20 protein-coding genes and 1 pseudogene are annotated in these 26,349 nt (G+C 66.6%); 10 read left to right on the forward strand and 11 right to left on the reverse strand.

Features of this window, described 5'->3' with window-relative positions:
* Positions 1-67 precede the first annotated feature (67 nt).
* Complete coding sequence (locus tag LJ656_RS05370) at positions 68-907, forward strand: EcsC family protein (protein ID WP_230508233.1); 840 nt, start codon at positions 68-70, stop codon at positions 905-907.
* On the opposite strand, the gene LJ656_RS05375 is transcribed toward LJ656_RS05370, so the two are convergent.
* The 8 genes and pseudogenes from LJ656_RS05375 to LJ656_RS05410 all read right to left on the reverse strand — a co-directional run bounded on the left by LJ656_RS05375 (position 904) and on the right by LJ656_RS05410 (position 11,535).
* Positions 904-1,872 carry an alpha/beta hydrolase gene (locus LJ656_RS05375; protein WP_230508234.1) on the reverse strand — a complete coding sequence of 323 codons (969 nt, stop codon included), beginning with the start codon at positions 1,870-1,872 and terminating at the stop codon, positions 904-906. The genes LJ656_RS05370 and LJ656_RS05375 overlap by 4 nt on opposite strands.
* A 183-nt stretch (positions 1,873-2,055) precedes the next feature.
* Positions 2,056-2,490 carry a CHRD domain-containing protein gene (locus LJ656_RS05380; RefSeq protein ID WP_230508235.1) on the reverse strand — a complete coding sequence of 145 codons (435 nt, stop codon included), beginning with the start codon at positions 2,488-2,490 and terminating at the stop codon, positions 2,056-2,058.
* Between the two features lie 492 nt (positions 2,491-2,982).
* Positions 2,983-7,674, reverse strand: a complete 4,692-nt coding sequence (locus tag LJ656_RS05385; RefSeq protein ID WP_230508236.1) for an ATP-binding protein — start codon at positions 7,672-7,674, stop codon at positions 2,983-2,985.
* Positions 7,671-8,420: an aquaporin Z gene (gene aqpZ / locus LJ656_RS05390; RefSeq protein ID WP_230508237.1), complete on the reverse strand. Its 750-nt coding sequence runs from the start codon at positions 8,418-8,420 to the stop codon at positions 7,671-7,673. Before aqpZ ends, LJ656_RS05385 begins: the two co-directional genes overlap by 4 nt.
* 16 nt (positions 8,421-8,436) lie before the next feature.
* Positions 8,437-8,637: a hypothetical protein gene (locus LJ656_RS05395; protein ID WP_230508238.1), complete on the reverse strand. Its 201-nt coding sequence runs from the start codon at positions 8,635-8,637 to the stop codon at positions 8,437-8,439.
* Positions 8,638-8,717: 80 nt separating this feature from the next.
* Positions 8,718-8,918 (reverse strand): annotated as a pseudogene (locus LJ656_RS05400) (response regulator transcription factor); the annotation flags it as partial.
* A 230-nt stretch (positions 8,919-9,148) separates the two neighbouring features.
* A complete protein-coding gene (locus LJ656_RS05405; protein WP_230508239.1) occupies positions 9,149-9,823 on the reverse strand; it encodes a response regulator in 675 nt (224 codons plus the stop codon).
* Positions 9,824-10,119: 296 nt separating this feature from the next.
* Positions 10,120-11,535: an MFS transporter gene (locus LJ656_RS05410; RefSeq protein WP_230508240.1), complete on the reverse strand. Its 1,416-nt coding sequence runs from the start codon at positions 11,533-11,535 to the stop codon at positions 10,120-10,122.
* Positions 11,536-11,630: 95 nt separating this feature from the next.
* Between LJ656_RS05410 and LJ656_RS05415 the strand changes: the two genes are divergently transcribed.
* From LJ656_RS05415 to LJ656_RS05445, 7 genes are all read left to right on the forward strand, one after another.
* Positions 11,631-12,521 (forward strand): LysR family transcriptional regulator, encoded by an 891-nt coding sequence (locus LJ656_RS05415; RefSeq protein ID WP_230508241.1) that lies wholly within the window; start codon positions 11,631-11,633, stop codon positions 12,519-12,521.
* Between the two features lie 592 nt (positions 12,522-13,113).
* A complete protein-coding gene (locus LJ656_RS05420; RefSeq protein ID WP_230508242.1) occupies positions 13,114-13,842 on the forward strand; it encodes a c-type cytochrome in 729 nt (242 codons plus the stop codon).
* Positions 13,839-15,179, forward strand: coding sequence for a c-type cytochrome (locus tag LJ656_RS05425; protein ID WP_230508243.1), 1,341 nt, complete (start codon positions 13,839-13,841; stop codon positions 15,177-15,179). Before LJ656_RS05420 ends, LJ656_RS05425 begins: the two co-directional genes overlap by 4 nt.
* 8 nt (positions 15,180-15,187) lie before the next feature.
* On the forward strand, positions 15,188-15,430 hold the full coding sequence (locus LJ656_RS05430) for a hypothetical protein (protein ID WP_230508381.1): 243 nt from the start codon (positions 15,188-15,190) through the stop codon (positions 15,428-15,430).
* A gap of 2 nt (positions 15,431-15,432) precedes the next feature.
* A complete protein-coding gene (locus tag LJ656_RS05435) occupies positions 15,433-16,002 on the forward strand; it encodes a cupredoxin domain-containing protein (RefSeq protein ID WP_230508244.1) in 570 nt (189 codons plus the stop codon).
* Positions 15,989-17,614, forward strand: a complete 1,626-nt coding sequence (locus LJ656_RS05440; protein WP_230508245.1) for a b(o/a)3-type cytochrome-c oxidase subunit 1 — start codon at positions 15,989-15,991, stop codon at positions 17,612-17,614. Before LJ656_RS05435 ends, LJ656_RS05440 begins: the two co-directional genes overlap by 14 nt.
* Positions 17,611-18,417, forward strand: coding sequence for a c-type cytochrome (locus LJ656_RS05445; RefSeq protein WP_230508246.1), 807 nt, complete (start codon positions 17,611-17,613; stop codon positions 18,415-18,417). Before LJ656_RS05440 ends, LJ656_RS05445 begins: the two co-directional genes overlap by 4 nt.
* Before the next feature lie 52 nt (positions 18,418-18,469).
* Here LJ656_RS05445 and LJ656_RS05450 read toward each other — a convergent pair whose 3' ends face one another.
* Complete coding sequence (locus LJ656_RS05450; protein ID WP_230508247.1) at positions 18,470-20,116, reverse strand: methyl-accepting chemotaxis protein; 1,647 nt, start codon at positions 20,114-20,116, stop codon at positions 18,470-18,472.
* A 237-nt stretch (positions 20,117-20,353) separates the two neighbouring features.
* Here LJ656_RS05450 and LJ656_RS05455 point away from each other — a divergent pair, with 237 nt between their 5' ends.
* Positions 20,354-21,154, forward strand: a complete 801-nt coding sequence (locus LJ656_RS05455) for a bestrophin-like domain (RefSeq protein ID WP_230508248.1) — start codon at positions 20,354-20,356, stop codon at positions 21,152-21,154.
* A 120-nt stretch (positions 21,155-21,274) separates the two neighbouring features.
* Here the strand turns inward: LJ656_RS05455 and LJ656_RS05460 are convergent, their stop codons facing one another.
* Both LJ656_RS05460 and LJ656_RS05465 read right to left on the reverse strand, forming a co-directional pair.
* Complete coding sequence (locus tag LJ656_RS05460) at positions 21,275-21,808, reverse strand: single-stranded DNA-binding protein (protein WP_230508249.1); 534 nt, start codon at positions 21,806-21,808, stop codon at positions 21,275-21,277.
* Positions 21,809-21,954: 146 nt separating this feature from the next.
* Complete coding sequence (locus LJ656_RS05465; RefSeq protein WP_230508250.1) at positions 21,955-23,142, reverse strand: MFS transporter; 1,188 nt, start codon at positions 23,140-23,142, stop codon at positions 21,955-21,957.
* Positions 23,143-23,440: 298 nt separating this feature from the next.
* Here LJ656_RS05465 and uvrA point away from each other — a divergent pair, with 298 nt between their 5' ends.
* Complete coding sequence (gene uvrA, locus LJ656_RS05470; RefSeq protein WP_230508251.1) at positions 23,441-26,314, forward strand: excinuclease ABC subunit UvrA; 2,874 nt, start codon at positions 23,441-23,443, stop codon at positions 26,312-26,314.
* Positions 26,315-26,349 lie beyond the last annotated feature (35 nt).

Here is a 26,349-nt window from a genome sequence, read left to right on the forward strand (position 1 = left end):
TGTCGGCGCCCCGCAACGCGCCGTTACACTGCTCCACATCACCCACAAGACGACGTCAGGGAGTGCCATGCAGCCGAGTCCGCTCGCCGCCCAAACCTTATCGGAACAGGATCTGAACGCGCTGCGGCGCGCGAAACACCAGCTCGAAAGCCCCGCGCTGACGATGAAACTCGCGAGCGTCATCGGCGCGCCGATCGAGAAGCTGCTATCGCGCATTCCGGCGTTCGCCAACGAGAAAGTGTCCGATGCGACCCAGGCCGCGCTGCGCAAATGCCTGGCGATCGCGCTGCGCACGCTCGGCCGGCGCGACGCCGCGCGGCAGCTCGCGCCCGACAAGCCGAACAATCTGCTGCACAAGTTCGCGGTCGCGACTACCGGAGCGGCCGGCGGCGCGTTCGGCCTGCTCGCGCTGCCGGTCGAGTTGCCGGTCACGACCACGCTGATGTTCCGCTCGATCTGCGATATCGCACGCAGCGAGGGCGAGGATCTGACCTCGGTCGAAACCCAGCTGCAATGTCTGACCGTGCTCGGCATGGGCGGCACGTCGAGCGAGGACGACGACGCCGACCTCGGCTACTTCTTCATGCGCGGCGCGCTCGCGCAGGCGGTGTCGAAGGCGTCGTCGGAAGTGGCGAGCAAGGGTTTTACGACGCACGGCTCGGCCGCGCTGCTGCGGTTGCTGAACGCGATCGCCGCGCGTTTTTCCGTGCAGGTCAGCGAGCAGATCGCGGCCAAGTCGATTCCGGCGATCGGCGCGGTGCTCGGCGCGATGGTCAACACGGTCTTCATCGATCACTTCCAGCAGGTCGCGCACGGCCACTTCACCGTGCGGCGGCTCGAACGGCAGTACGGCCAGCAAACGATCGAGGCCGTGTATAAGACGCTCGACGTTACGCTCGACGCTTAGGCGGCCTGCGCGGCACCCGCCGCCGCGGTGGCGCGGCCGGTCGCGCGGCGCACGAACGCGGCCGCGCGATCGAGTGCACGGTTCGCCTCCGGCATGAACGGCGCGAACAGCGGCCACACGTGCGGCACGTCCTTCCACACCTCGCATTCGCACTCGACACCGGCCGCGCGCGCGTTGTCGGCGACCCGGCGCGCGTCGTCGAGCAGCACTTCGGTGCTGCCGGCCAGCATGAACAGCGGCGGCAGTCCGCGCAACTGTGCATAGACCGGCGACGCATACGGATCGGTCGGCGCCGCATCGCCGAGGTAAATCTTCGCCGCGCGTTCGATCGACGCGCCGCAGAACATTGGATCGACCGCGTCGTTGCCGCGCAGGCTTGCGCCGGTCGTCGCGAGATCGGTCCACGGCGAGAACAGCAGGCCGCCCGCGGGCAGCGGATCGCCGGCGTCGCGCAGCGCGACCAGCGTGGCGAGCGCGAGCCCGCCGCCGGCCGAATCGCCCGCGATCACGATCGAGCCCGGCGCGATACCCCGCGCGAGCAACTGGCGATAGGCGGCGGTGGCGTCGTCGAGCGCGGCCGGGAAGCGATGCTCGGGCGCGAGGCGGTAGTCGAGGGAAAAGAGCCGCGCGTCGGCGCGGGTGGCGAGTCCGAAGGTCAGCGGTCGATGCGCGCTCGGCGAGCAGAAGTAATAGCCGCCGCCGTGGCAATACAGCACGGTGGGCGGGGCCGCGTTGGTCGGTGCGTTGGCCGGTGCGTGGTCCGCGCGCTCGAACCATTCGCCGACGAGCGGCGCGTCGGCGGCGCCGTAGCTTTCGCGCAGTCGCCAGCCGCGCGGCACCTTCGGCGACCACACGCGCTTCGCGGTCAGCGCGCGAGCCCGGTCGACATTGATCGACGGCTTGAGGGTTTCCGGCCGGAAATTCCGCCGCAAATACCAGCAGGCGAGCGCGCGTTGCCAGCTCATCGGGACATGCTCCTTCGTTTCCTTCGTTGAAGTGCCGTCATCGTACGTGCGTTGGCGGGGACACCGGTGGGTGGCGGGTTCTAATCGCGGCGGGTTGGGTCGTTCGCGCCAATCGTCGGTTTGGGTCGATCGCTGCGCGCGCGACGCTGCGGTTGCGGCGAGCGTGAAGGCGCGGCTATGCGACTAGTTCGCCGGCAACACCTGGCCGCGAATCTCGCCCATCGGATTCTGCGCAGTATGGATGTTGAAATACCACTGTCCGGCCATCAGGTCGGTGATCTGCTGCTCGGTCAGCTTCGCGCTGCCCTTGATCGGACTCGCGAGCGCATTCTTCTCGATCGGCACCTGGACCTTCGCGTTCTGACCGACCGGCGCGGGACCGTGAAAATGCGCGGCGGTCGCCGGGCCGCTCAAGCCGTCGTAGGTGATGGTCCATTGCAGCGATTGGCTGGAGGTGTCGAAGGTTGCGTTCAGCACGCCGTGCCCGCGGCTCACGCGCGGCGGCACTTCGCTCGACGGCTCGAGAGCCGCCTTCAACTCGACCGTATCCGCGCACGCAACGCCCGATGCAAGCGCCCACCACAACACGGCCAAATTCAGTTTTCGCAGCGTAAGCATGGTCTTCTCCGGACTTTTCGATGCGCCGCCGCGGCGACGCTTGAGCCGCGCGGAGCTTCCACATACTAGTGCAAATCGTTCGCCGCCGGTGGCGGCTGCGGGGCGGCTCCCGCCGGCCTGCGCGCACGATTGCCACGCCGCTGCGCGAGGCCGAACGCATCGATCGTCAAGCACAATTCAAACATGCGGCTCGCAGCGAAAAGCGCGTGCAATGCGCAAAACGTGCGTAAAAACAGGTGTCGAATGCGCACGATTGGAGGTCCGGTCGCCGCGTTTCAAGCGATTTAACCGAAGAGTTAATTGCACATTTCGTAATGAATAAGTCGCGTTATCCCTGGTATGCTTCTGCCTGCGAGAAGTGACTCCTTCATCGAAGGATGTCTCCAAATCTTTAACGCGGCTTTCGGGCCGCGTTTTTTTTCGTCTTCAGCGTTTGCATTGCCGGTTTTTTGCGCACGCGATCACGGTGTCCGCGCGATGCGAGCCACTTCGTCATCCGAGCAACGCCGTCTGCTGTTCGATACCGTCGAGCATCGCAGTAATGGTTTCGAGCAACGCGCGACCCCGCTCGCGCCACTGCTCGGGCGAGCTTCCGGCGAGGTCCTGCCGGTATGCGTCCAGCGCGTGAACCAGCGGCGCATATTGCAGCACGCTCGCCGCTCCGGACACTCGATGCAGCCATTCGCGTAACGGCGTCAGCTTCGCTTGCTCCATCAGTTCCGCCTGCTCCAGCAGCGCCGCGAGCGCGTTCAGATCGTCGCGCAGCGAAGCAACGAACGAGTCGAGCAGCGCCTTGACCGTCGCTTCACTCCCCCACAATCGCATCATTCGCGCGAGATCGGCCGATCCGAACGGTTCGGCGGGGTCGGGCCGCAGCGCGGGCGAGTCGTTTGACGATAGCGCCGGTGCAGTTGGCGACTCTTCGGCCGCCTGCGCGTGCGCGTGCGCTTGCGCCGGCGCCGCTGGCCGCTCGCCGTCTGCGTCTGCGTCTGCGTCTGCGTCTGCGTCTGCGTCTGCGTCTGCGTCTGCGTCTGCGTCGCCGTCCGTGCCGGCGTCGCTGTCGAACCAGCGGCTCAGATAGTCGCGCAGCGTAGCCAGCCGGGTCGGCTTGATCAGGCTGTCGTCCATGCCGGCCTCGCGGCACTGCCGCAGATCGTCGGGTGCGGTGTTCGCGGTGATGCCGAGAATCGGCAGACGCCGCGCGCCGCCGGCGCGCGCCTCGTCCGCGCGAATGCGCCGCGTCAACGCATAGCCGGACAGATTCGGCATGTGGCAATCGGTGATCAGGCAGCCGTAGTTCGTGCGCCGCAGCGCGGCGAGCGCTTGCGCGCCGTCGCTCACGATGTCGCACGCATAGCCGAGCAACGCCAGCTGATGACGAATCAACTCCTGATTCACCGGATGATCCTCCGCGACCAGAATCAGCCGCCCGCGCGCGAGCGCCCGTTCGCGATCCGGCGGCGGCATCGCGGGTTGCGCCGCCAGCGGCCTTGCGCCCGCGTGCCGCGCCGCCGTCGTGCCGCCCGTCGTGCCGCCCGTCAGCGCGGCCGTGCACGCGGCGACGAGACCGCGCAACGACAGCGGATTGACGCTCAGTCGCACGTTGCCGTCGAGAATCCGGTAGCCGGTTGGGCTCGGCTCGTCGCTCAGCGTGACGATGCGCGTCGCCGCACCGGGCTGCGCCGCGAGTTTCACGCCGTCGCAAACGAACAGCAGGTGCGCGTCGGCGAGCGCCGCGCGCTCGCGCAACGCCGGCACATCGGCTGCCATGCTGTGCAAATCGAGCCCGAGCGCCGTGCCGAACTGCACCAGAGCGCGACCGATGCCCGGATCGCTCGCGATCACGACGCCGCGCTTGCCGCGCAAGCCGCCAGGCGCAGCGTGCCGCGCGACGACCGGCAGCGTCAGCCGCACGATCATGCTGGTCCCGCACCCGGGGGCGCTGCGCAATTCGAGCGTGCCGTTCATCATCTCGATCAGCTTGCGGCAGATCGTCAGGCCGAGCCCGGTGCCGCCGAAGCGCCGGGTGGTCGACGATTCGGCCTGCACGAACGGCTCGAACAGGCGCGCCTGCACGTCCGGCGCAATGCCGATACCGGTGTCGTGCACGATCATTTCGAGCGTCTGCGCGAAGCGGTGCGCGGATGCGGACGCAGGCACGGCGTCGTGCGCTTCGAGCACCGCCACGCTCACGCCCACCTCGCCCTGGGCAGTGAACTTGATCGCATTGCCGACCAGGTTGAACAGAATCTGCCGCAGCCGAACGCTGTCGCCGAGCAGCGTTGCGCCGACCTCCGACGCAATCTCGACGCGCACCCGCAAGCCCTTTTCATGAGCGCGTCCGGCCAGCAAGCCGACCGCGTTATCGACGAGTTCGCGCAGATCGAGCGGCTCGGCTTCGAGCGTGAGCCGGCCCGCTTCGATCTTCGAATAGTCGAGCAGGTCGTCGAGAATCTGCAGCAGCGCGCCCGCCGATTCGTCGATCATGCCGAGCATCTCGCTCTGGTCGGTGCTGAGCGGCGTGCGTTCGAGCACTTCGACGAGACCCAGCACGCCGTTCATCGGCGTGCGGATTTCGTGGCTCATCATCGCGAAGAAATCGTCTTTTGCACGCGAGGCCGCCTCGGCCACGTCGCGCGCCCGCGCGAGTTCCTCCGCCCGCGCGCGCTCGACGCTCGCGTCGACCCAGTAGCCGCTCCACATCACGCCGCCGTCCGCGTCGCGGCGCGGCACCAGTTCGGCGCGGACCCACTTGTGCTGCCCCGCGCTGTCGAGGCGAAACTCGATATGCACCGGCGTCGCGGCGCTGGCGGAACGCTCCAGTTCGGCGATCACCATTGCCCGGTCCGCCTCCGCCACGCGGCGGAAATCGACCCGCGCGCGTTGCCCGCGCCACGCGGCGCCGAGCAGCGAACGGGTGTCGCCGCCGATATACGGAAACGAGTACTCGCCGGCCGGCGTGCGCCGCAACTGGAACACCACCGCGGGCAGCGAGCTGGTGACGTCGAACAGCCGCCGCTGGGTTTTGCGCGCGCGTTCGAGCGCGCGGCGGATCACGGTGATGTCGACCATCGTGCCGAGCACGCACACCGGCTGCCCGTCGCTGCCGTGGCACACGCGGGTCCAGAACACGCCATGCCGCTGGTCGCCGGTGGCGTCCTCGAATTGCAGCTCGACCTTTGCCGTGTCCGCGCCGGCCAGAATCTCGCGCGTGATGTCGTCGAGCTTGCGGCTGTTGACCTCGCCCCACGCGCCGGTCTCGGTGGTGGTGCGCCCGAGCACGGCCGCGCGGCTCAGTCCGGACGCTTTCTCGTACGCCTCGTTGATCGCGATGTAGCGCCCGTCCAGGCCTTTGGCGATGAGCGGATACGGCACCGTCTTCATCATCGTTTCCTGGAAATTGAGCTGCAGCGCGAGCTCGCGCTCGGTCTGCTTGCGCAGCCGGACCTCTCGCTGCAACAGCAGATACGCGCGCAGCGTGACCAGCAGCACGACGCCGATGCCGATCAGCACCGGCAGCAGGCGCATCGCCGACACGCTCAGCGTCGCGTCGGCCGGCTCGTCGACGCCCACCCATTTGTCGCGGATGCGCTGCTTTTCGGCGGCGGGCATCGCCTGCAAGGCGCGGTCGATCAGCTTGACGAGCGGGCTCAGGTCCTCGCGCACCGCGAAGTACAGCGAATCGGCTTCGCCGAGCGTGCCGAGCTCCTCGAGCACGCCCTGATAGCCCTGTCGCAGTTGCGCGCCGATCGCCGCCGCGTTGCCGGCCAGCACGTCCGCCTCGCCGCTCGCCACCTGGCGCAGCGCGTCGCCGACACTGCGCGCGACGACGATCTGCTCGGGCGGCACCGCCGCGAGCGCGAGAGGCAGCCAGTCGGCCACATGCGACGACATCACGATACGCGCGCTCGCGAAATCCCCCGGCTTTTTGATAGGCGCCGCGCCGCGGCGCCCAACCAGCACCAGCGGCGTGCTTTCGTACACGCGGCTGCGGCTGGCGCCCTCGAGCAGCGGCCCCCGGCTCGACGCGGTGGACAGCATCGCGAGCTCGCCGCGCCGGAACGCCTCGACGGTGGCGCCCCAGTCGTCGATGCGCGCGCGCCTGAACTGGATGCCCAGCGTGCTGCTCAGGTAAGCGAGGTAGTCGGCGGTCAGGCCGGCGGGCCGGCCGCGACCGTCGACGTAGCTGAACGGATGCCAGTCGCTGTCGAAGCCGATCTGCAACGGCGGCAGCGCGCCGAGCCAACGCTTTTCGTCCGCGCTAAGCCGGAACCCCGGCGCATCCGGCAGCGACAGCACCGACGGCAGCGAGCGCGCGTCGAAGTCGACCGACAGCCAGCGCGCGCGGATCGCCGCGGCTTCGGCCGGGTTCAGCGCGGCGAGCGCGCGATCGAGTTGATCGCGCAACGCCGAGCGCGCGAGCGGCACCGCGATGCGCACGTCGAGCGCGCTACCGCGCTGCTCGTAGGCCACGCGCAGATCGCGAAACGCGTCGGTCGCCAGTTCGAACTGGACGACCGCGGTCGAGCCGAAGTAGATGTCGGCGGCGCCGCGCAGCACCGCGTCGAGCGCTTCACGCGTGTTCGCAAACGTGACGAGTTCGGCGCGCGGCATCCCGGCGCGCAGCAGGCGTTCGCGCGAAAAACTGCGCTCGACCGCGATCCGCGTGCCGGCCGGCACGGCCGGTTTCGCGTGACGGTCGTCGCCGCGTCGCACGACCGCCGACACGGACGAGCGGAAATACGGGGCGGTGAAGCTCAGGCAGCGTTCGCGTTCGGGCGTGCGCGGAAGGCTGGCCAGCAGATCGACCTGGCCGGCGCAGGCGGCCGCGAGCATCTGCGCGAGGTCGGCAAACGTCTTCGTCTCGATGACGACGTCCGGCCCCACCAGCGCGCGCAGCAGCTCGCCGCTCATGCCGGTCAGTTGACCGTCCCGCGAGATGTCGAACGGCGGCCAGCCGTCCGCGAGAATGCCGACCGTCAGGCGCGCGGGAAAGGGGCTCGCCGCGCGTTCGGCCGGCCCCTGCGACGCGCCGCCAGCGGCCGGCGGTACCGCGATGCCATAAGCAGCCAGCAGCAAAGCGCAGGCAAGCCAACGCGGTAACGCGAACCGCCCCGCCAGCCGCGCCGCCGCGCGCAACCAACCCGCGTTGGCCACGCGCCGGCCACTGCGCTGCCCGCTCATGCGAGGTCGACCTGACCGTCGGCGCGCTGCGCCTGTGCCGATACCTCCGGCGGCCCCTTCAAAAACGACACCAGCAGGCCGGCCGCAATCGCCGCGGCCAGCGGCGCGGCCCAGAACAGCCACAGCTGATCGAGCGCCCAGTTGCCGACGAACAGCGCCTGAGCGGTCGAGCGCGCAGGATTGGCGGAGCCGTTGGTGACCGGAATCGAAATCAGGTAGACGAGCATCAGAGAGCAGCCGCAGATGAACGGCGCCAGCGGCGCGAGCTCCTTGCGCGCGACGGTCAGCAGGCACGCCGCGACGAACGCGAACGACAGCACGAACTCCAGCACCAACACCGACTGCAACGGATAGTCGGCGGGCGAATGGGCGCCGAAGCCGTTCGCCGCGAATTCGCTCGCCGCCAGCTCGAACCCCGGCCGCCCGCTCGCGATGTGAGCGAGCAACGCGGCGGCCAGCAACGCGCCGAGAATCTGCGCGGCGATGTAGGGCAGCAGGTCGCGCACCGGAAAGCGATTCGCGACCGCGAAACCGACCGTGACCGCGGGGTTGAAATGCGCGCCGGACACCTTGCCGAACGCGTAACTGGCGGTGACGAGCGCCAGACCAAATGCCAGCGACATTTCCAGCACGCCGCTGCCTTGCAGAACCCGGTGAGTATCGAGCACCGAGCTGCCGCAGCCGATGAACACGAGCCACGCCGTGCCCATCGCTTCGCACCCCAATCGCTTGCCTAATCCAGCCATCCGCCCTCCTGTTCGTTCAGCCATAAAACGGAACGCGCCGCGCGCTTGCGCGAAGCATCCGCTGCCGATTTCCCGATCCGTATTCGCACGCGATGAAACGCAGGACGATGAAGCTCAGGATCAAGAAAAAGCCGAAGCATTTGCCGCATCGCGGAACACGCGAACGACGCGCTTCGGTCAGGCGGTCAATGTAGGAGGTGCCATCCCAGGCAGCCAATCGGAAAAGTCCTACGAAATCTCCGTCGGGTGCGGTATTCGTACTAAAAAAGCGAATGATCGAATCACGTTTGCGCCAGATCAAATCAGCTGGAGCAATCCGATCTGCCTCGCGTACCTCGCCAGCTCGGCTTCCGTATCGAGGCCGAGCTTGCGCATCGCGGTGCGCTTGTGCGTGCTGACCGTCTTGACGCTGCAGTGCAGACGCGCGGCGATCTCACGCACCGGCAGGCCTTGCGCATAGAGCTGGAACACTTCCCACTCGCGCGCGCTCATCGAGCCGTCGTGCGGCGACAGTGCGACTTGCAGTTTTCTCATGCGTTGTCTTGTTCTTTCTTTTTGTTGCGTTGCCGGCAAGCCCTGCTACCCGCAACGGAGCATCCCCGAATCCTGTCGACAACGATGCTGGCGCGTGCGCGCGCCGCCCGCTATGGGTGACGGTCATTGGGGGCGGTTATTGGTGGTGGCGGTCGAGGACCGTCCTCGCCGCCGCTGAGCCGGTGAAGCGCCGTTCAGGACTCGCGCTCGCGCCAGTGAAACAGCATCCCGTTGCTGCGGATCCGCGAAAACAGCGCGGCTTCGTCGCGCACGCCGAGCCGCGCCATCGCTTCACGCTTCTGATTGGCGACCGCGCGACGCCGGCAGCCGAGCGCCAGCGCAATCTCGTCGATAGTCTCGCCGTCGACCAGCCGGCGCAGAATCTCGCTCTGCCGTTTGGTCAGCAGCAGCGCGCCGACCAGCATGCTGCCGTCCCGATAGGCGCGCTCGAGCGCCACGCTCATCGACGGGCTCAGGTGACGCCCCCCGCGCGCGCACGCGCGAATCGCGTCGGGCAGTTCGGCGAGCGAGTCGCTTTTGCTGTACAGACTGACGGTGCCGTCCGCGGCGACCGTGCGCAGGATCGCGGGGTTGGTCTGCGCGGTCATCACCAGCAGGCGCAGCGCGGGCCGCGTGTTGCGGATGCGCTTGATCAGGTCCACACCGTCCTCCTCGACGCCGGGGGTCTCCGGCATCGACAGGTCGACGACCAGCACGTCGCACGGCGTGCGCAGCAGCAGCGCGAGCAACGCGGTGGGCGTGGGCGCTTCGCCGACGATGGAAATATCCTTGCAAGCCGCCAGCGTCGATCTGAAGCCCAGCAGTGCGAAGGGATGGTCGTCAGCCAGAATGATTCGAAGATTCGCCACGATTGTTCTCGCTCGTTGTCAGAGGTGGGTTAGCGCGCAGGCAGCGCCGCGTGATCCGCGCACGACGCCGCTGCCGCCCCGCAGCCAGGCGCTGGCGGGCAAGCCATCACATCACCCTGACACCGTCGCGGCAATCGGAACGATCCTATGTCGCTGCAAACAACTGTTAATTACGGAGGACTGCCGGGCGGCGGGCAGCGGCTCACGAGCGGTGCCGCTTGCCGCCCTACCGTCCGCCGTACCGGCCGCGATACCGGCCGCGATACCGTTCGCTGTACCGTCCGCGGTACAGCGCGTCAGACCCGCGCGGCCCGCATCGCGCATGCCGCCGCCGCGGCCGGCAACACCGGCCACGCGAGCAACGCACAGGCGCTCGCGAGCGCCCACACCAACGGCCACGCCCCTATCGACAGCAACGCCGGAATCGCGAGCGGCGTCAGAAACAGCGTGAGAAACACGCAGGTATTGCCCATCGCGAGCGCGGTGCCCGCGCGGCGGGTGCCGGCGAGCGTCGCGAGTTCCGTGAACGCGACGCCGTGCCATGCCGACGCGCTGACCCCGCCGAGCACGAGCAGCACGGCGAACGGCACGACGCTCATGCCGCGATGCAGGCCGGCGAGACCGGTCGCCAGCGCGAGCACTGCGAACAGCAGCGCGGTCAGCAGACTGCAGGCCCGCATATACGCGCGGCGATTGCCGCGCCGGTCGGTCCATGCGCCGCTCCAGACCCGCGCGACCGCGGCGCCGGTCTGCACCGCGGCCATCGTCGCGCTGATCGCGAACACGCCGGCGCGGCCGAAGTCGTGCAGAAACACAGTGCCGAACGTGATCACCGCGATCTGCGGCACGCACAGCGCGCCGGCGCCGAGCGCGACGCGCCAGATCGACAGTTCGCGCAGCGGCGAGCGGGTGCCGGATGGCGCCGCAGCCGCATTCGCCGGCGCGGCGCTTGCCGGCCGCTGCGCGCCGTGCGACGGCTTCGAAATGTTGTGCGCCGTTTTCGGCCGATCTGCCGCCGCAGAGCGTTGCACCGCATTGCGGCCACGCGTCACGTTCGAAACTTCCGCGGCCGCGTCATCCGCTGGCGCGGGTTCGTGCAACCACCGCCACGCAAACCACGCGGTCACCGCGCAGGCCACCGCGAGCACCGCATACGCGCTGGCAAACCCGTAACGCGACGCGAGCAGCGGCAGCACCAGCGCACCGAGTCCGCCGCCCGCCGGCACCGCGGTCTGCCGGATGCTCATCGCGAGGCCGCGTTCGCCCTCGCGGAACCACGCCATCACCGCCCGGCCGCTCGAGCCATTGACGCTGCCGCCGAGCAGTCCGACCAGCAGCAGTCCGAGCGCCAGCATGCTCATGCCCGGCACATAACCGGAGCCCGGCGACACGAACAACGCGAGACCGGCGAGCGCCGCGGCCGTCGACAGCAAGCCGAGCAGCAACACCCGCCGATCGCCCCAACGGTCGGTCAGCAGCCCCCACGGCAGTTCGCTCACCGCAATGCCGAGACCCAGCATGCCGAGCACCAGACCAAGTTCATGGTTGCCCAGGTGGTAGCCCGAACGCAAAAACACCGCAGTGGTCGGGATGCCCGAAAACGCCGCCGAAAAGCTCGCGTTCGCGGCAAAGCCGACGCCCAGCACTTTCCACCGATGCTGCACGCCAAATTGGCGGGAACCGCCCGGCGCCGTCAAAAACACCTTGTTCATTACACCCTCCGCAAATGATTCGGAGGTATGCTACGGCTGGGCTTTCCATCGGAAAAGCCGGAAATTCAGATCTAACATATCGGAATATCCGAATCATGAGTCAACGCGGTTTCGATTTCGCCCAGCTGCGCACCTTCGTCGCGGTCGCCGACTCGGGCAGCGTGTCGGCGGGCGCCGAGCGGGTGTTCCTGTCGCAGTCGTCGGTCAGCGAGCAGTTGAAGAAGCTCGAGGAGCGCGCCGGCCAGCCGCTGTTCGTGCGCGGCCGCCAGGGCGTCAGCACGACGCCGGCCGGCGCGCGTCTGCTCGAACACGCGCGCCGTATCCTCGCGATGAACGAAGCGGCGTTCGACGACCTGCAGGGTCGCGCGCTCGACGGCGAGCTGCGCATCGCAATCACCGACTACTACCGCCCGCACGACATCGCGCGAATCCTCAAGACGTTCTCGGAGCAGCATCCGCGGCTGAAGCTGCATGTGACCGTGCTGCCGAGCACGGTGATCGATAGCGGCGCGCAGGATCACGCGTCGTTCGACATCGGTTTGTCGGCGCGCCTCGTCAGCGGCCCGGGCGCTGCGCGCGCCGCCGCGGGCAGCCGCGCCGCCAGCACCGCGGTACGGCGCGAAAAACTGTTGTGGGCCAGCGCCGCCGATGCCGATTCGCGCCCCGCCGCGCCGTATCAACTGGTGCTGCTGCCGACCACCTGCCAGTTGCAGCGCTTCGTCGTCAGGCTGCTCGACGAACACAAGGTCGCGTACGTGGTGTCGCATTCGGCGTCGGGCGTCGCGGGTTTGCAGCTCGCGTTGAAAGCAGGGCTCGGCATTTCCTGTCTGAACGAGTCGTCGCTCGGCGGCGGCGTCGTCGCGTGCGGGGCCAACATCGGTTTGCCCGCGCTGCCGGCGCTCGAATTTCATCTGCTGCCGGCGCGCGCCGGCGAGAGCGAACTCGTCGGCAATGCGCGCGAAGCGTTGCGGCGGCTGTTCGCGTAACGCGCAATGCGCGGCAATCCGCGAAATCACTGAAATGCGAATGCGGTGTCAAACGCACGCCAAATCGAATGCGAATCAAACTCGTTGAAATGCATTAAACAATTACATTCGCGTGACGTATCGATGTCACGCAGTTATTTCGGGCATTGCCGATAACTTCGGCCATAACAAAGGCCCACTTTCTTTAGCTTTCGCCTATGGGCACCGGCAATTAGCGCAGTGTCTGTTTCCGCCCTAAACTCTATTGACGCCTCCGTTGAATTGCTGCACCCTGCTACTCGCTGCCACGCATTCGAGCCTCTCATGCGTCGCCGTCGCACCCGAAAATCGCCGTCCCCCACGCGCATTTAGCACGGAACGTTGTCGCAGATCAGTTTTTTAGCACTTCGCCGCCCGAATAAGTCCGTTTCGATTAGCTGTTAATGCACGTACTAGCGCGGATCCAAACGCAGCGCCAAATGCAGATACAAGCGCAAGTGCAATAAAGCAAAGCTGGCAGACCTTCATGCGCCGTTTGCTGAATCGTCACGCAACCGGCATTCGCGCATGAAGCATTAATCGACCAGGCAGAACGTTCCCCACGAGGCCCGGTGTGTATCGCAGAGCTATCGGATCGTCGATTCTGTTGGTGCTGTGCGTGCTTCAGCTGCTGGGCAGCGGCGCCGCGCGTGCCGCGGCGGACCCGGCGCCCGTCACGATGCCCGCGGAGATGGACAAGCGCGTGCGCGCATGCACGTCGTGCCACGGCGTCGAGGGCCAGGGCCGCAACAACGACTACTTCCCGCGCATCGCCGGCAAGCCGGCCGAGTATCTCTTCAACCAGTTGATCGCATTTCGCGACGGCGGCCGCACCTATCCGCCGATGGGCTATCTGCTCGCCTTCCTGCCGGACGACTACCTGCGCCAGATCGCCCGGTATTTCGCCGACCTGCAGCCGCCCTACCCCGAATCCGATCACACCGAGGTGGCGCCCAAACTGCTCGCCGCCGGCCAGCAACTGGTGATGCACGGCGATCCCGCGCGCAAGATCCCGGCCTGCATCGCGTGTCACGGCGAGCGCATGACCGGCACGCAGCCGGGCATTCCGGGGCTGCTCGGGCTGCACGCGAGCTATATCGCCGGACAGATGGGCACCTGGCGCTCCGGCACGCGTCACGCGATCGCGCCGGACTGCATGCGCACCATCGCGCTGAAGCTGAACGACAACGACATCGCCGCGGTATCGCACTGGCTCGCGCGCCAGCCGCGCCCGGCCGATCCCCGGCCCGCACCGGCATCCGCGCAGCGGCTGCCTCTCGCTTGCGGGAGCCAACCGCAATGAAGCCGACTCTTCGCCAAGCTGGCCTGCCGCGCCGCGCACGCACCGTCAACCTTGTCGCCGCCGGCGTGCTGGTGCTCGCACAACTGCTGCACGCATCGCTGCTGAGCAGCGCGCAGGCGGCCACCGCGACGCAGCCCTCGGAAAGCACTCAAACGGCGGCCGCGGCTGCTCCCGACAATCGCCCCGAGATCGTCAAGCGCGGCGAATACCTGGCGCGCGCCGGCGACTGCATCGCCTGTCACACCGCGCCGCGCGGCCGGCTGTTCGCCGGCGGCCTCGCGATGGAAACGCCGTTCGGCACGCTCTTTTCGCCGAACATCACGCCGGACCCGCAGTACGGGATCGGCACGTGGAGCGAGGAAGCGTTCTTCAAGATGCTGCGCACCGGCCTGCGGCCGGACGGCTCGCCGCTCTACCCGGCGATGCCGATCGCGCAGTACACCAAGGTCACGCGCGAGGACTCCAACGCGATCTTCGCATTCCTCAGGAGCATCGAGCCGGTGCGGCAGCCGAACCGCAAGCACACGCTGCGCTTTCCGTACAACAAGCGCGAGTTGCTGTACGGCTGGCGCGCGCTGTATTTCCGCGAAGGCGAATTCCAGCCCGATCCGGCCCAATCGGTCGAGTGGAATCGCGGCGCGTATCTGGTCCAGGGGCTTGGTCACTGCACGATGTGCCACACGCGCATCAACATGCTCGGCGGCTCGTCGGAGCGCGAGCAGTTCGCCGGCGGGCTGATTCCGGTGCAGAACTGGTATGCGCCGTCGCTGACTTCGGACAAGGACGGCGGCCTCGGCGACTGGACCATCGATGACATCGTCGATCTGTTGCAGGCCGGGGTATCGAAGCGCGGCGCGGTCTACGGGCCGATGGCCGAAGTCACCTATCACAGCCTGCAGTACCTGACCGACGAAGACGTCCGCGCGATGGCCGTCTATCTGAAATCGCTGCCCGACGTGCGCGGCCGCAAGAGCGGCCCGAGCGCGACGCCCGACCCGAAGGTCTTCGCGCTCGGCAAGCAGATCTACGCGGATAAATGCGCGATCTGCCACGGCGAGAACGGCGAGGGCGAGCTGCCGCACTACCCGCCGCTCGCGGCCAACCAGTCGATCGAAATGGACTCGGCGGTCAATCCGATCCGGATCGTGCTGAACGGCGGTTTTCCGCCGGCCACGAAGCGCAATCCGCATCCGTACGGAATGCCGCCGTTCGCCCAGGAGTTGAACGACGAGGAGGCGGCCGCGGTAGTCACCTTCATCCGCACCGCGTGGGGCAATCACGGCCAGCCGGTGACGGCTCGCGAGGTCAACGAGTTGCGCAAGGCGCCGCTGCACTGACGCGCGCAGTGACATACAAGACCGCGCGCAGCCTCGCAGCACTGTCTGAAGCGCCGTACTGGAGAACCATCGAGATGGAAGCGAACGACCCGCACAGCGCCGCCCCGCCGACCGACGACGAAGTCGAACGCGTGGTGCGGGCCGGCCCCGGCGGCGCCATCGCGCTGGCCGGCGTCGCCACGGTGATCATGATGGCGATCTGGTTCGCGTTCTACTTTTTCGCGTTTTTACCGCGCGGCATCATTCACTGACCATGTCGACCGACTCCAATCACCCGGACAGCGGCCACGCGGTCGCGCTGCGCGCCGAGCGGCGCTGGGCCATCTACGCAAGCGCGCTGATCGTGCTGATGCTCGCGATCATCGTGTTTTCCGGCGTGCACTGGGCGATGATGCCGCCGTCGCGCGTCGAGACCATCGATCCGGCGCGCCTGCAACTGTCGGGCGAATTCGTCGAAGACAACCTGGGCAGCGCGGTGCAGCCCGACGGCTCGGTGCTCGTGCGGTTCATCGCGCAGCAGTATTCGTTCACGCCGCAATGCCTGCTGGTGCCGGCCGACACGCCGATCACGATCCGCACCACCAGCGCGGACGTCGTGCACGGCCTCGTGATCGCCGACACCAACATCAACACGATGGTCGTGCCCGGCTACGTGGCGACGCTGAACGCGCGCTTCGACCGCCCCGCCGAGCACGTGATGCCGTGCCACGAGTTCTGCGGCTTCGGTCACCAGACCATGTGGGCGCACGTGAAAGTGATCGATAAAGCCGCCTTCTTCGAGCAGGCCAAACAATCACGGAGGCTGAGCTGTGTTCCACGCTAAGCGACTCGTTCTCGCGCATTTCTGGCTCGCCTTCATCACGTTCGCGATCGCGCTGTGCCTGGGCGCCTGGCAGATGGTGGTGCGCAGCCCGCTCGCGCCGTGGATCGGCGACCCCGAGTTGTACTACCGGTCGGTGACCGCGCACGGCTCGGTGATGGCCTACGTGATGCCGACCCTGGTCGCGATGGGCTTCGGCTACGCGATCGTCGAACTCGCGCTCGCGCAGCGCCTCGTCGGCCTCAAATGGGCGTGGGCCGCGTTCTACCTGCTGCTGGTCGGCGCGGTGATGGCGATGGCGCCAGTCGCGCTCGGCAAGGCGTCGGTGCTGTACACGTTCTATCCGCCGATGATTGGCAGTCCGTTCTATTACCTCGGCGTCGTGCTGGTGGTGGTCGGCTCGTGGATCTGGGTCGCGCTGATGCACGTGAATCTGCGCATCTGGAAGCGCGCGAACCCCGGCAAGCCGGTGCCGCTCGCGATGTTCGCGAACGTGGCCGGCGCGTATCTGTGGGCGTGGACCGCGGTCGGCGCGGCGCTCGAAATCCTGTTCCAGATCCTGCCGGTTGCGCTCGGCTTCGCCCATACGATCGACGCCGGCCTCGCGCGCCTGCTGTTCTCGTGGACGCTGCACGCGATCGTCTACTTCTGGCTGTTCCCCGCCTACATCGCGTATTACACGCTGGTGCCGCGCGCGATCGGCGGACGGCTGTACAGCGATTCGATGGCGCGCGTGTCGTTCATTCTGTTTCTCGTGTTCGCGATGCCGATCGGCATCCACCATCTGTTCGTCGATCCGCAGGTCGGCGCCGGCTTCAAGTTCGTGCACGCGGTGTTCACCGGGATGGTGTCGGTGCCGACGCTGCTGACCGTGTTCACGATCTGCGCATCGGTCGAAATCGCCGGCCGGCTGCGCGGCGGCAAAGGCGCGTTCGGCTGGATCGCCGCGTTGCCGTGGCGCAATCCGATGATGCTGGTGGTCGCGTTTTCGTTCGTGATGCTTGGCTTCGGCGGCGCGGGCGGGCTGATCAACATGAGCTATCAGCTGAACTCGACCGTGCACAACACGCAGTGGGTGACCGGCCACTTCCATCTGATCTTCGGCGGCGCGATCGTGATCATGTACTTCGCGATTGCGTACGAACTGTGGCCGCAGCTGACCGGCCGCGCGATCGTCGCGGCGAAGCTGATACGCACGCAACTGTGGCTGTGGTTCATCGGCATGATGGTCGTGACGCTCCCGTGGCATTGGGTCGGTCTGCTCGGCGCGCCGCGCCGGATGGCCTACTACGACTATGCGATGAGCGGCGTCGCGGGACAGGGGTTCTGGGTCGGGGTATCGGCGGTCGGCGGCCTGATCCTGTTGGTGTCGGGACTGCTGTTCATCTACATCCTCGCGAAGTCGCAATTCGGCCCGGTCGTGCAGCCGCAGGCGTTCCGCTTCGCGAGCGCAGCGCAGCCGGTCGAGCGCGTGCCGGTCGCGCTCAACAGCTTCGGCTTGTGGGTCGCGCTGATGATCGGGCTGACGGTCGTCAACTACAGCGTGCCGATCCTGCAATTGCTCAGACTGCCGCAGACGTCGGTGCCGGCGGTCGTCATCGGAGCGCAGCGATGAACGAACATCCTCTGTTCAGCTTGCGCAATCCGTGGTTCGCGTGGAGCGTCGGCGGCACGGTCGCGCTTGCGCTCGTCGCGATTCTGATCGGCTTCGTGTGGTTGCCGTCGGCCAGCAGCGCGTTCGGCGACCTCGGCTTGTGGGCGCGGATCTGCGGCGCGGCCGGCGTGCCGTCGAGCTGGTACAGCGGCAACGCGACGGGCCACGTGCCGAGCGACGTGGTCGTGTTGCCGCCGGGAAGCTCGTCACGCGCGGCCGCCGACTCGATCGGCCGCGGCGCGACGCTCGCGAACCAGCACTGCTCGATGTGCCACGGCGTGCTCGGCACCGTGCAGGTCACCGCGCCCGCGCTCGCCGGTCAGTATGCGGACGTCACGTACAAGGAACTGCGCGATTTCCAGAGCGGCCAGCGGCCCAGCGCGGTGATGCAGGCGATCATCGCGGCGCGCAGCGATCAGGATCTGCGCGATCTGGCGAACTACTACGCGTCGCTCGAACGGCCGCCAGCGGCCGAGAAAATCCGCGCCGGCGCGCAGCCGGATGCGACCGCGGTGCGGCTCGTGATGCAGGGCGACCCGGCGCGCAATATCGCGCCGTGCGCGGCCTGCCATGGCCAGCTCGATCGCAAGGGCGCGGCGCCGTGGCTCGGCGGACAGTCGGCCGATTATCTGGCCGCGCAACTGCGCGCGTTCGCTTCCGGCGCGCGGCACAACGACATCAACGAGCAGATGCGCAATGTCGCGCGGCAGATGACGGAAGAGGAAATAGATAGCGTTGCGAAGTATTACGCGGCGCTGCAGTAGCGCGGCAGTGACGGTGCGATGCGCAGCGCCACTACGAATCTGCGCATGACGATTACGCTATCGCCAGTGCTTCCTCGAGCTTCGAGCCGGCGGCAACGCTCGTAGCGTGCCGACCGGCCGCCGCGGTTCCCGCCCGCGCCCCGCTGCCGGTCTGAAACACCGCGACCGCCGCCGTCAAACGCCGCGCCTGCTCTTCCAGCGAACCCGCCGCGGCGGCAGCCTGTTCGACCAGCGCCGCGTTCTGCTGCGTGACCTCGTCCATCTGCGCGACCGCCAGATTGACCTGATCGATGCCGGTGCTCTGTTCGAGCGCGGCCGCCGCGATCTCGCCCATGATCGAACTGACGCGCGCGATCGCCGCGACGATCTCGGACATCGTCGTGCCCGAACGCTCGACCAGTTGCGAACCCTGCTCGACCCGCGCGGTCGATGCATCGATCAAGCCCTTGATCTCCTTGGCCGCCGCCGCGCTTCGCTGGGCGAGCGAACGCACCTCGCTCGCGACCACCGCGAAACCGCGCCCCTGCTCGCCCGCGCGCGCGGCTTCGACCGCCGCGTTCAGCGCGAGGATGTTGGTCTGAAACGCGATGCCCTCGATCACGCCGACGATATCGGCGATCCGCCGCGAGTCGTCGACGATCTCGTGCATCGTGCCGACCACCTGCCCGGTCAGCTCGCCGCCCTGCGCGGCCAGCGTCGACGCGCCCTGTGCGAGCGAACTCGCCTGCTTCGCGTTGTCGGCGGTCTGCTTGACCGTCGACGTCAACTGCTCGATGCTCGCGGCCGTTTCTTCGAGCGATGCGGCCTGCTCCTCGGTGCGTTGCGACAGATCGGCATTGCCCGCGGCGATTTCGCTGACGCCGGTGTCGATCGATTCGGTGCCCTGACGAACCGAGTTCACGGTCTCGACCAGCGACACCTGCATCTTGCGCAGCGCGGCCGCGAGACGGCCCATTTCGTTGTCGCCGGCGACGTCGATGCGGCCGGTCAGATCGCCTTGCGCGATGCGCTCGAACTGCGCGATCGTCGCATCAACCGGGCGGACGATCGCGCGCACGAGCACCGCGCGGCACAGCCACGCGCCGAGCAGCGACAGCACCATGCCGATCGCGACCGTCGTGCAAATCGCGTAGAACAGATTCTGCGCATCCTGATAGCGCTGCGCGCCGTGATCGAGCTGCAACTGTTCGAGCGTGAGCATCGCTTTTTCGTATGCGCTGTACAGCGACGGCAGCTTGTGCGCCTGCAGTTGCTGGAACGCGTTGGTGTCGCCCGACTTCAGCGCGGCCAACGCCGGCTCGACGCCGTCGCGCAGAAAGGTGTCGCGGCGCTGCTGCATGTCCGCGATCAGACGCTGTTGATCGGTATCGGTGCCGGCCTTGTTCAGATAGTGGGCAAGCCGCTCGTCCGATGCTTTGCGGTACTGATCGAAACGCTTGAGTACCGCGTTCGCGCCGTCCTCATCGCCGAGCGCGGCGAGCGACGCGTAAGTGGCCAGCGCCAGACGCAGGCGCAGCAGTTGGCCCGAGCTGCCTTCGAGGTCGGCGACGGCGGGGGTATCGACCGTGTACATCTGCTGCAGCGACATATTTGCCGAGCGCAGCGACAGCAAGCCAGCCGCGGCGCCAAGCAACAGCGCGAGGCCGAAAAACACGATCATCAGCGTGAGGCTGGTGCGAATCGACAGCTTCTTCAACATCGGACGGGTCTCCATCGGGCCGCGCGGCCGGCGCTCACGGCTGTCTCCAACAGCGCTCCGGCTGCGCGCGCTGCGCTCCACGCCCAGATGGCCCGGTCCGCAACTTTATTGAAATGTAAGCAATCACCACATTCCGCAACTACGGCCGGCCCGGCGAAAACTTTATGGTTGATCGCATCTGCCGCTTGAGCTAAATCAATAAAGTGATCGATGCCCGCTTTTATTTCGGAGCGCTCAATGTCGGAAATCGGTTCGGCAGTCCTCGTGTTCGCGCTGTTGCTGATCGCGACCGGCATCGGCGTCGGCGTGCGGCCGCTGCTGCCGGAGGAACACAAGGCGCACGAGACGGTCCAGCTCGTGCAACTGGTGATCGGCATGCTGGTGACGTTCGCGGCGCTGGTGTTGGGGTTGATGACCGCATCGGCGAAAGCGGGCTTCGATACCGCGTCGAACGATCTGCGCACCTATGCGGCCGAGCTGATCGAATTCGATACGACGTTGCGCGAACTCGGCAGCGCCGCCGACAAGTCGCGGCAGCTGCTGCGCCAGTACACGGCGGCGGCGATCGCATCGACGTGGCCGCACGAGGCGGCGCCGGCCGGCGACTATCCGCGCGATCTCGGAGCGCCCGACACGCCGGAAAAACTGGAGAACGTGCGGCTCGGCGACATGCTGACGACGGTGGGCCGCGAGTTGCGGCAACTGCGCGCGCACGATTCGCTGCAACAACGCGCGCTCGACGATGCGCTGACGCAATACCGGCGCGTCGTCGATGCGCGCTGGAAGCTGATCGAGGAAGCACATAGCTCGATCTCGCGGCCGTTCTTCAAGACGCTGACGTTCTGGCTCGGGGTGATTTTTCTGAGCTTCGGATTGATCGCGCCGCGTAATGCGCTGGCGCTGGTGACGATCATGCTGGGCGCGGTGTCGATTGCTTCGGCGGTTTATGTGATCGTCGATCTCGATACGCCGTTTTCCGGGCCGATCGTGGTATCGAGTGGGCCGTTGCGGGATACGTTGGCGCATTTGATGCGCTGAGCGTCATAGGGCGAATATGCAAGCGCGGCGCAACGTTATGGCGTAAAAAAGCCCGCTTCCTTTTGGGAAGCGGGCTTTGGTGATTCTGCTCAGCGAAAAGCTGTGTAGCTCGGAAACGGCTTAGAACGGAATGTCGTCATCCATCTCATCGAACCCGCCGCCAGCCGGCGCGCTCGGACGGCTCGAACCGCCGCCGCTGCCACCGCGCGAGCCGCCGCCACCGGACGACATAGCGCGGCCACCACCGCCGCCACCGCTGCGCTCCGACGGCTCACCGCGGCTATAACCGCCTTCGTCGCCGCCACCCATCGACGCGCCGCCACGGCCGCCGAGCATCTGCATCTGTTCAGCGACGATCTCGGTCGAGTAACGGTCGGTGCCGTCCTGCGCCTGCCACTTGCGGGTGCGGATACGGCCTTCGAGGTACACCGACGAGCCTTTCTTCAGATATTCGTTGACGATCTCGGCGAGGCGGCCGAAGAACGCGACGCGGTGCCACTCGGTGGCTTCCTTCATCTCGCCCGATGCCTTGTCCTTGTAGCGGTCGGTCGTCGCGAGGCGGATATTCGCCACTGCGTCGCCGCTCGGAAGATAGCGGACTTCCGGATCGGCTCCGAGGTTGCCGACGAGAATGACCTTGTTCACGGATGCCATGATTTCTCCTGTTGATTCCTGTTGCAGGCGGCGCGGCCCTTCGCGGTTCGCGTCCCATGGCCGGCAGGCCCGAGACCGGAACAGCGCCTCTGCCCGCCGCCGGGTGAGTTCTGGATGATTCGGGTGGGGTTCCCGGGTACGCTGCGTTACGCCCTACGCGGCGGCGGTTTCATCTTCGCGGCGATTATAAGCCAGCAAAATACCAGCCCGGAGCACGCGAAGAACACCGCGCTCTGCCCGTCCACCTTGAGCAGCCAGCCGCCGATCATCCCGCCCATCGCGAGACCGATCGACTGCGTGGTGTTGTACACGCCGGCCGCGGCGCCCTTGCGGGTGCCGGGCGCCAGCTTCGACACCAGCGAAGGCTGCGACGCCTCGAGAATATTGAAGCCGAGGAAGTAGACGAAGAGGATCGCCGCCACACTCAGAATCGTATGCGCAGCGACGCCCAATAACAATTGGCCGATCAGGATAAGACCGATGGCCGACAGCAGCACGATCTTCATCTTGCCGCGCTTTTCGGCGGCGATGATCGCCGGCACCATCATCACGAACGACAGCCCCATCACCGGCAGATAAACCTTCCAGTGCGACGCGACCGGCAGGCCGCCGGCTTCGAGAATGCGCGGCACGACGAGAAACAGCGCGGTCTGCGTCGCGTGCAGCACCAGCACGCCGAAATTCAGGCGCAGCAGCTCGACGTTGTGCAGCACTTCGGCGAATGGCGCGCGCACGTGCACCGGCTTCGGCGCATCGGGCACGACCCACAGCACCACGCCGATCGCCAGAATCGCGAAGATGCCGACCAGCGTGAACAGGCCGCTCATGCCGAGCCAGTGAAACACGATCGGCGCGCCGACGATCGCGACCGCGAACGAAATACCAATGCTGCCGCCGACCATCGCCATCGCCTTGGTGCGATGCTCCTCCGAGGTCAGATCGGCAATGAACGCGATCACCGCCGAAGAAACCGCGCCCATCCCCTGAATCACTCGCCCGACGATGATCCACGTCATGTCGTGCGCGCCCGCCGCGACAAAGCTGCCGATCGCGAAAATCAGCAGGCCGGTCGCGATCACGGGCTTGCGGCCGACCTTGTCGGAGATCCAGCCGTAGAAGATGTAGAGCATCGACTGCGTGACGCCGTACGCGCCGAGCGCGATGCCGACCAGAAGCACGTTCTCGCCGCCCGGGATGGTTTTCGCATAGATCGAGAACACCGGCATGATCATGAACAGACCGAGCATGCGCAAAGCGAAGATGGCGGCAAGCGACACGGTCGCGCGCAACTCGGGCGCGCTCATGCGTGTGGAGACGGCTGACGGATTGGACATCGGAAGCGTTGTTTGAATGAACCGGGCGGCGAGCCCGTGGGGGACAGCCGTGACTGCCGGCACAGAGTTGGCGTCTTGTAGTCGCGGAAAACGGCCCCAGTTAGACCACTTCCCCGCGGCGCCCCGCCGTGCCGCCCGTCGCGCCAGGCGACAACTCTACAGTCCGACCCGAACCTGCCCTCGCGCCTCGTTCCCGTTGTCAGGAAGCCGTAACGGCGGTCTGGAAAAGTCGTTATAGTAGCAGGTTTGGCCTCCTCCCCTTTGCCGCAGTTCATGGCGCAGTTCATGGAATAAATCCGTGGAACAAATCCGTATTCGTGGGGCTCGCACCCACAACCTGAAGAACGTCAATCTCGACTTACCGCGTCACAAGCTCGTCGTCATCACGGGGCTTTCCGGCTCCGGCAAATCGTCGCTGGCGTTCGATACGCTGTATGCGGAAGGACAGCGGCGCTACGTCGAAAGTCTGTCGGCCTATGCGCGCCAGTTCCTGCAACTGATGGAAAAACCGGACGTCGACCTCATTGAAGGTCTGTCGCCGGCCATTTCGATCGAGCAGAAGGCGACCTCGCACAATCCGCGCTCGACCGTCGGCACCGTCACCGAAATTCACGACTATCTGCGCCTGCTGTTCGCGCGGGTCGGCACGCCCTATTGCCCCGACCACGAGATTCCGCTCGAAGCGCAAAGCGTGTCGCAGATGGTCGACGCGGCGCTCGCGCTGCCCGAAGAAACCCGCCTGATGATCCTCGCGCCGGTCGTCACCGACCGCAAGGGCGAGCACACCGATCTGTTCGAAGACATGCAGGCGCAGGGCTTCGTGCGCTTCCGGGTGCGCTCGGGCGGCGGCACCGCGAACGAAGAGAGCGCGAAGATTTACGAAGTCGATTCGCTGCCGAAGCTGAAGAAAAACGACAAGCACACGATCGACGTCGTGGTCGACCGTCTGCGCGTGCGCCCGGACATGAAGCAGCGCCTGGCCGAATCGTTCGAGACCGCGCTGCGTCTGGCCGACGGCCGCGCGATCGCGCTCGAAATGGATACGGACAAAGAACATCTGTTCAGCTCGAAGTTCGCCTGCCCGATCTGCTCGTATTCGCTGCAGGAGCTGGAGCCGCGCCTGTTCTCGTTCAACAACCCGATGGGCGCGTGCCCGGAATGCGACGGCCTCGGCCAGATCACCTTCTTCGATCCGAAGCGGGTGGTCGCGCATCCGTCGCTGTCGCTCGCGGCGGGCGCGGTGAAGGGCTGGGACCGGCGCAACCAGTTCTACTTCCAGATGTTGCAGAGCCTCGCGGTGTTCTACGACTTCGACATCGACACGGCCTTCGAGGACCTGCCGGAGAAAGTGCGCAAGATCCTGCTGTACGGTTCGGGCAAGCAGGAAATCCCGTTCTCGTACATCAACGAGCGCGGCCGCACGTCGGTACGCGAGCACGTGTTCGAAGGGATCATCCCGAATCTGGAGCGGCGCTACCGCGAAACCGATTCGGCCGCGGTGCGCGAGGAACTCTCGAAGTATCAGAACAACCAGGCGTGCCCGGCCTGCGCCGGCACGCGCCTGCGCCGTGAAGCGCGCTTTGTGCGCATCGGCGCGGACGGTGACGCGCGCGGCATCTTCGAGATCAGCGGCTGGCCGCTGCGCGACGCGCTCGGCTATTTCCAGACGCTGCGCCTCGAAGGCTCGAAGCGCGAGATCGCCGACAAGGTCGTAAAAGAAATCGTCGCGCGGCTGATGTTCCTGAATAACGTCGGGCTAGATTACCTGTCGCTGGAGCGCAGCGCCGAAACGCTGTCGGGCGGCGAGGCCCAGCGTATCCGCCTCGCGTCGCAGATCGGCTCGGGGCTGACCGGCGTGATGTACGTGCTCGACGAACCGTCGATCGGCTTGCATCAGCGCGACAACGACCGGCTGATCTCCACGCTCAAGCACCTGCGCGACCTCGGCAACTCGGTGATCGTCGTCGAACACGACGAAGACATGATCCGCATGGCCGACTACGTGGTCGACATGGGGCCGGGCGCCGGCGAGCACGGCGGCATGGTGATCGCCGAAGGCACGCCGAAAGAGGTGCAGAAGAACGCGGCGTCGCTGACCGGGCAGTACATGTCCGGCGCGCGCACGATCGTCTATCCCGACGAGCGCAAGGAGCCCGACGAGCGGCGCCTGCGCATCGTCGAGGCGTACGGCAACAACCTGCACAACGTCACGCTCGATCTGCCGGTCGGTCTGCTCACCTGCGTGACCGGCGTGTCCGGCTCGGGCAAATCGACGCTGATCAACGACACGCTGTATCACGCGGTCGCGCAGCACCTGTACGGCTCGTCCACCGAGCCGGCGCCGCACGAGTCGATCGAGGGCCTCGAGCATTTCGACAAGGTGATCAACGTCGACCAGTCGCCGATCGGCCGCACGCCGCGCTCGAATCCCGCCACCTACACGGGCCTGTTCACGCCGATCCGCGAACTGTTTGCGGGCGTGCCGGCCGCCAAGGAGCGCGGCTACGATCCGGGCCGCTTCTCGTTCAACGTGAAGGGCGGGCGCTGCGAATCCTGCCAGGGCGACGGCGTGCTGAAGGTCGAAATGCACTTCCTGCCCGACGTCTACGTGCCGTGCGACGTCTGCCACGGCAAGCGCTACAACCGCGAAACGCTCGACGTGCTGTACAAAGGCAAGAACATCAGCGAAGTGCTCGACATGACCGTCGAGCATGCGTACGACTTCTTCAAGGCGGTGCCGGTCGTCGCGCGCAAGCTGAAAACCTTGCTGGACGTGGGTCTGGGCTATATCCGGCTGGGCCAGTCGGCGACCACGCTGTCGGGCGGCGAGGCGCAGCGCGTGAAACTGTCGCTGGAACTGAGCAAGCGCGATACCGGTCGCACGCTATACATCCTTGACGAACCGACCACGGGCCTGCATTTTCACGACATCGCGCTGCTGCTCGAAGTGATTCACCGGTTGCGCGACCAGGGTAATACCGTCGTGATCATCGAACATAATCTCGATGTAATAAAGACTGCCGACTGGGTCATCGATCTCGGTCCTGAAGGCGGCGCGGGCGGCGGGCAGATCATCGCGCAAGGCACGCCCGAGCAGGTCGCGAAGTCGAAGGCAAGTTTTACCGGCAAATATCTGGCGCCGCTGCTCAAGCGCACCGCCGCCGCAAAGTAACGCTGCACTACCGAAGGTTGGAGACGGAATAAGCC

Source organism: Paraburkholderia sejongensis (genome assembly GCF_020880815.1).
GTDB classification, from domain to species: Bacteria; Pseudomonadota; Gammaproteobacteria; order Burkholderiales; family Burkholderiaceae; genus Paraburkholderia; species Paraburkholderia sejongensis.

Excerpts from the sequence above, each read along its gene's own strand:
- LJ656_RS05455 (WP_230508248.1), top strand. The coding sequence starts at position 20,354 with ATGTCGGAAATCGGTTCGGCAGTCCTCGTGTTCGCGCTGTTGCTGATC.
- LJ656_RS05460 (WP_230508249.1), bottom strand. The coding sequence starts at position 21,808 with ATGGCATCCGTGAACAAGGTCATTCTCGTCGGCAACCTCGGAGCCGAT.
- LJ656_RS05375 (WP_230508234.1), bottom strand. The coding sequence starts at position 1,872 with ATGAGCTGGCAACGCGCGCTCGCCTGCTGGTATTTGCGGCGGAATTTC.
- LJ656_RS05415 (WP_230508241.1), top strand. The coding sequence starts at position 11,631 with ATGAGTCAACGCGGTTTCGATTTCGCCCAGCTGCGCACCTTCGTCGCG.
- LJ656_RS05445 (WP_230508246.1), top strand. The coding sequence starts at position 17,611 with ATGAACGAACATCCTCTGTTCAGCTTGCGCAATCCGTGGTTCGCGTGG.
- LJ656_RS05450 (WP_230508247.1), bottom strand. The coding sequence starts at position 20,116 with ATGTTGAAGAAGCTGTCGATTCGCACCAGCCTCACGCTGATGATCGTG.
- LJ656_RS05380 (WP_230508235.1), bottom strand. The coding sequence starts at position 2,490 with ATGCTTACGCTGCGAAAACTGAATTTGGCCGTGTTGTGGTGGGCGCTT.
- LJ656_RS05385 (WP_230508236.1), bottom strand. The coding sequence starts at position 7,674 with ATGAGCGGGCAGCGCAGTGGCCGGCGCGTGGCCAACGCGGGTTGGTTG.
- LJ656_RS05425 (WP_230508243.1), top strand. The coding sequence starts at position 13,839 with ATGAAGCCGACTCTTCGCCAAGCTGGCCTGCCGCGCCGCGCACGCACC.
- aqpZ (WP_230508237.1), bottom strand. The coding sequence starts at position 8,420 with ATGGCTGGATTAGGCAAGCGATTGGGGTGCGAAGCGATGGGCACGGCG.
- LJ656_RS05465 (WP_230508250.1), bottom strand. The coding sequence starts at position 23,142 with ATGTCCAATCCGTCAGCCGTCTCCACACGCATGAGCGCGCCCGAGTTG.
- LJ656_RS05435 (WP_230508244.1), top strand. The coding sequence starts at position 15,433 with ATGTCGACCGACTCCAATCACCCGGACAGCGGCCACGCGGTCGCGCTG.
- LJ656_RS05370 (WP_230508233.1), top strand. The coding sequence starts at position 68 with ATGCAGCCGAGTCCGCTCGCCGCCCAAACCTTATCGGAACAGGATCTG.
- LJ656_RS05410 (WP_230508240.1), bottom strand. The coding sequence starts at position 11,535 with ATGAACAAGGTGTTTTTGACGGCGCCGGGCGGTTCCCGCCAATTTGGC.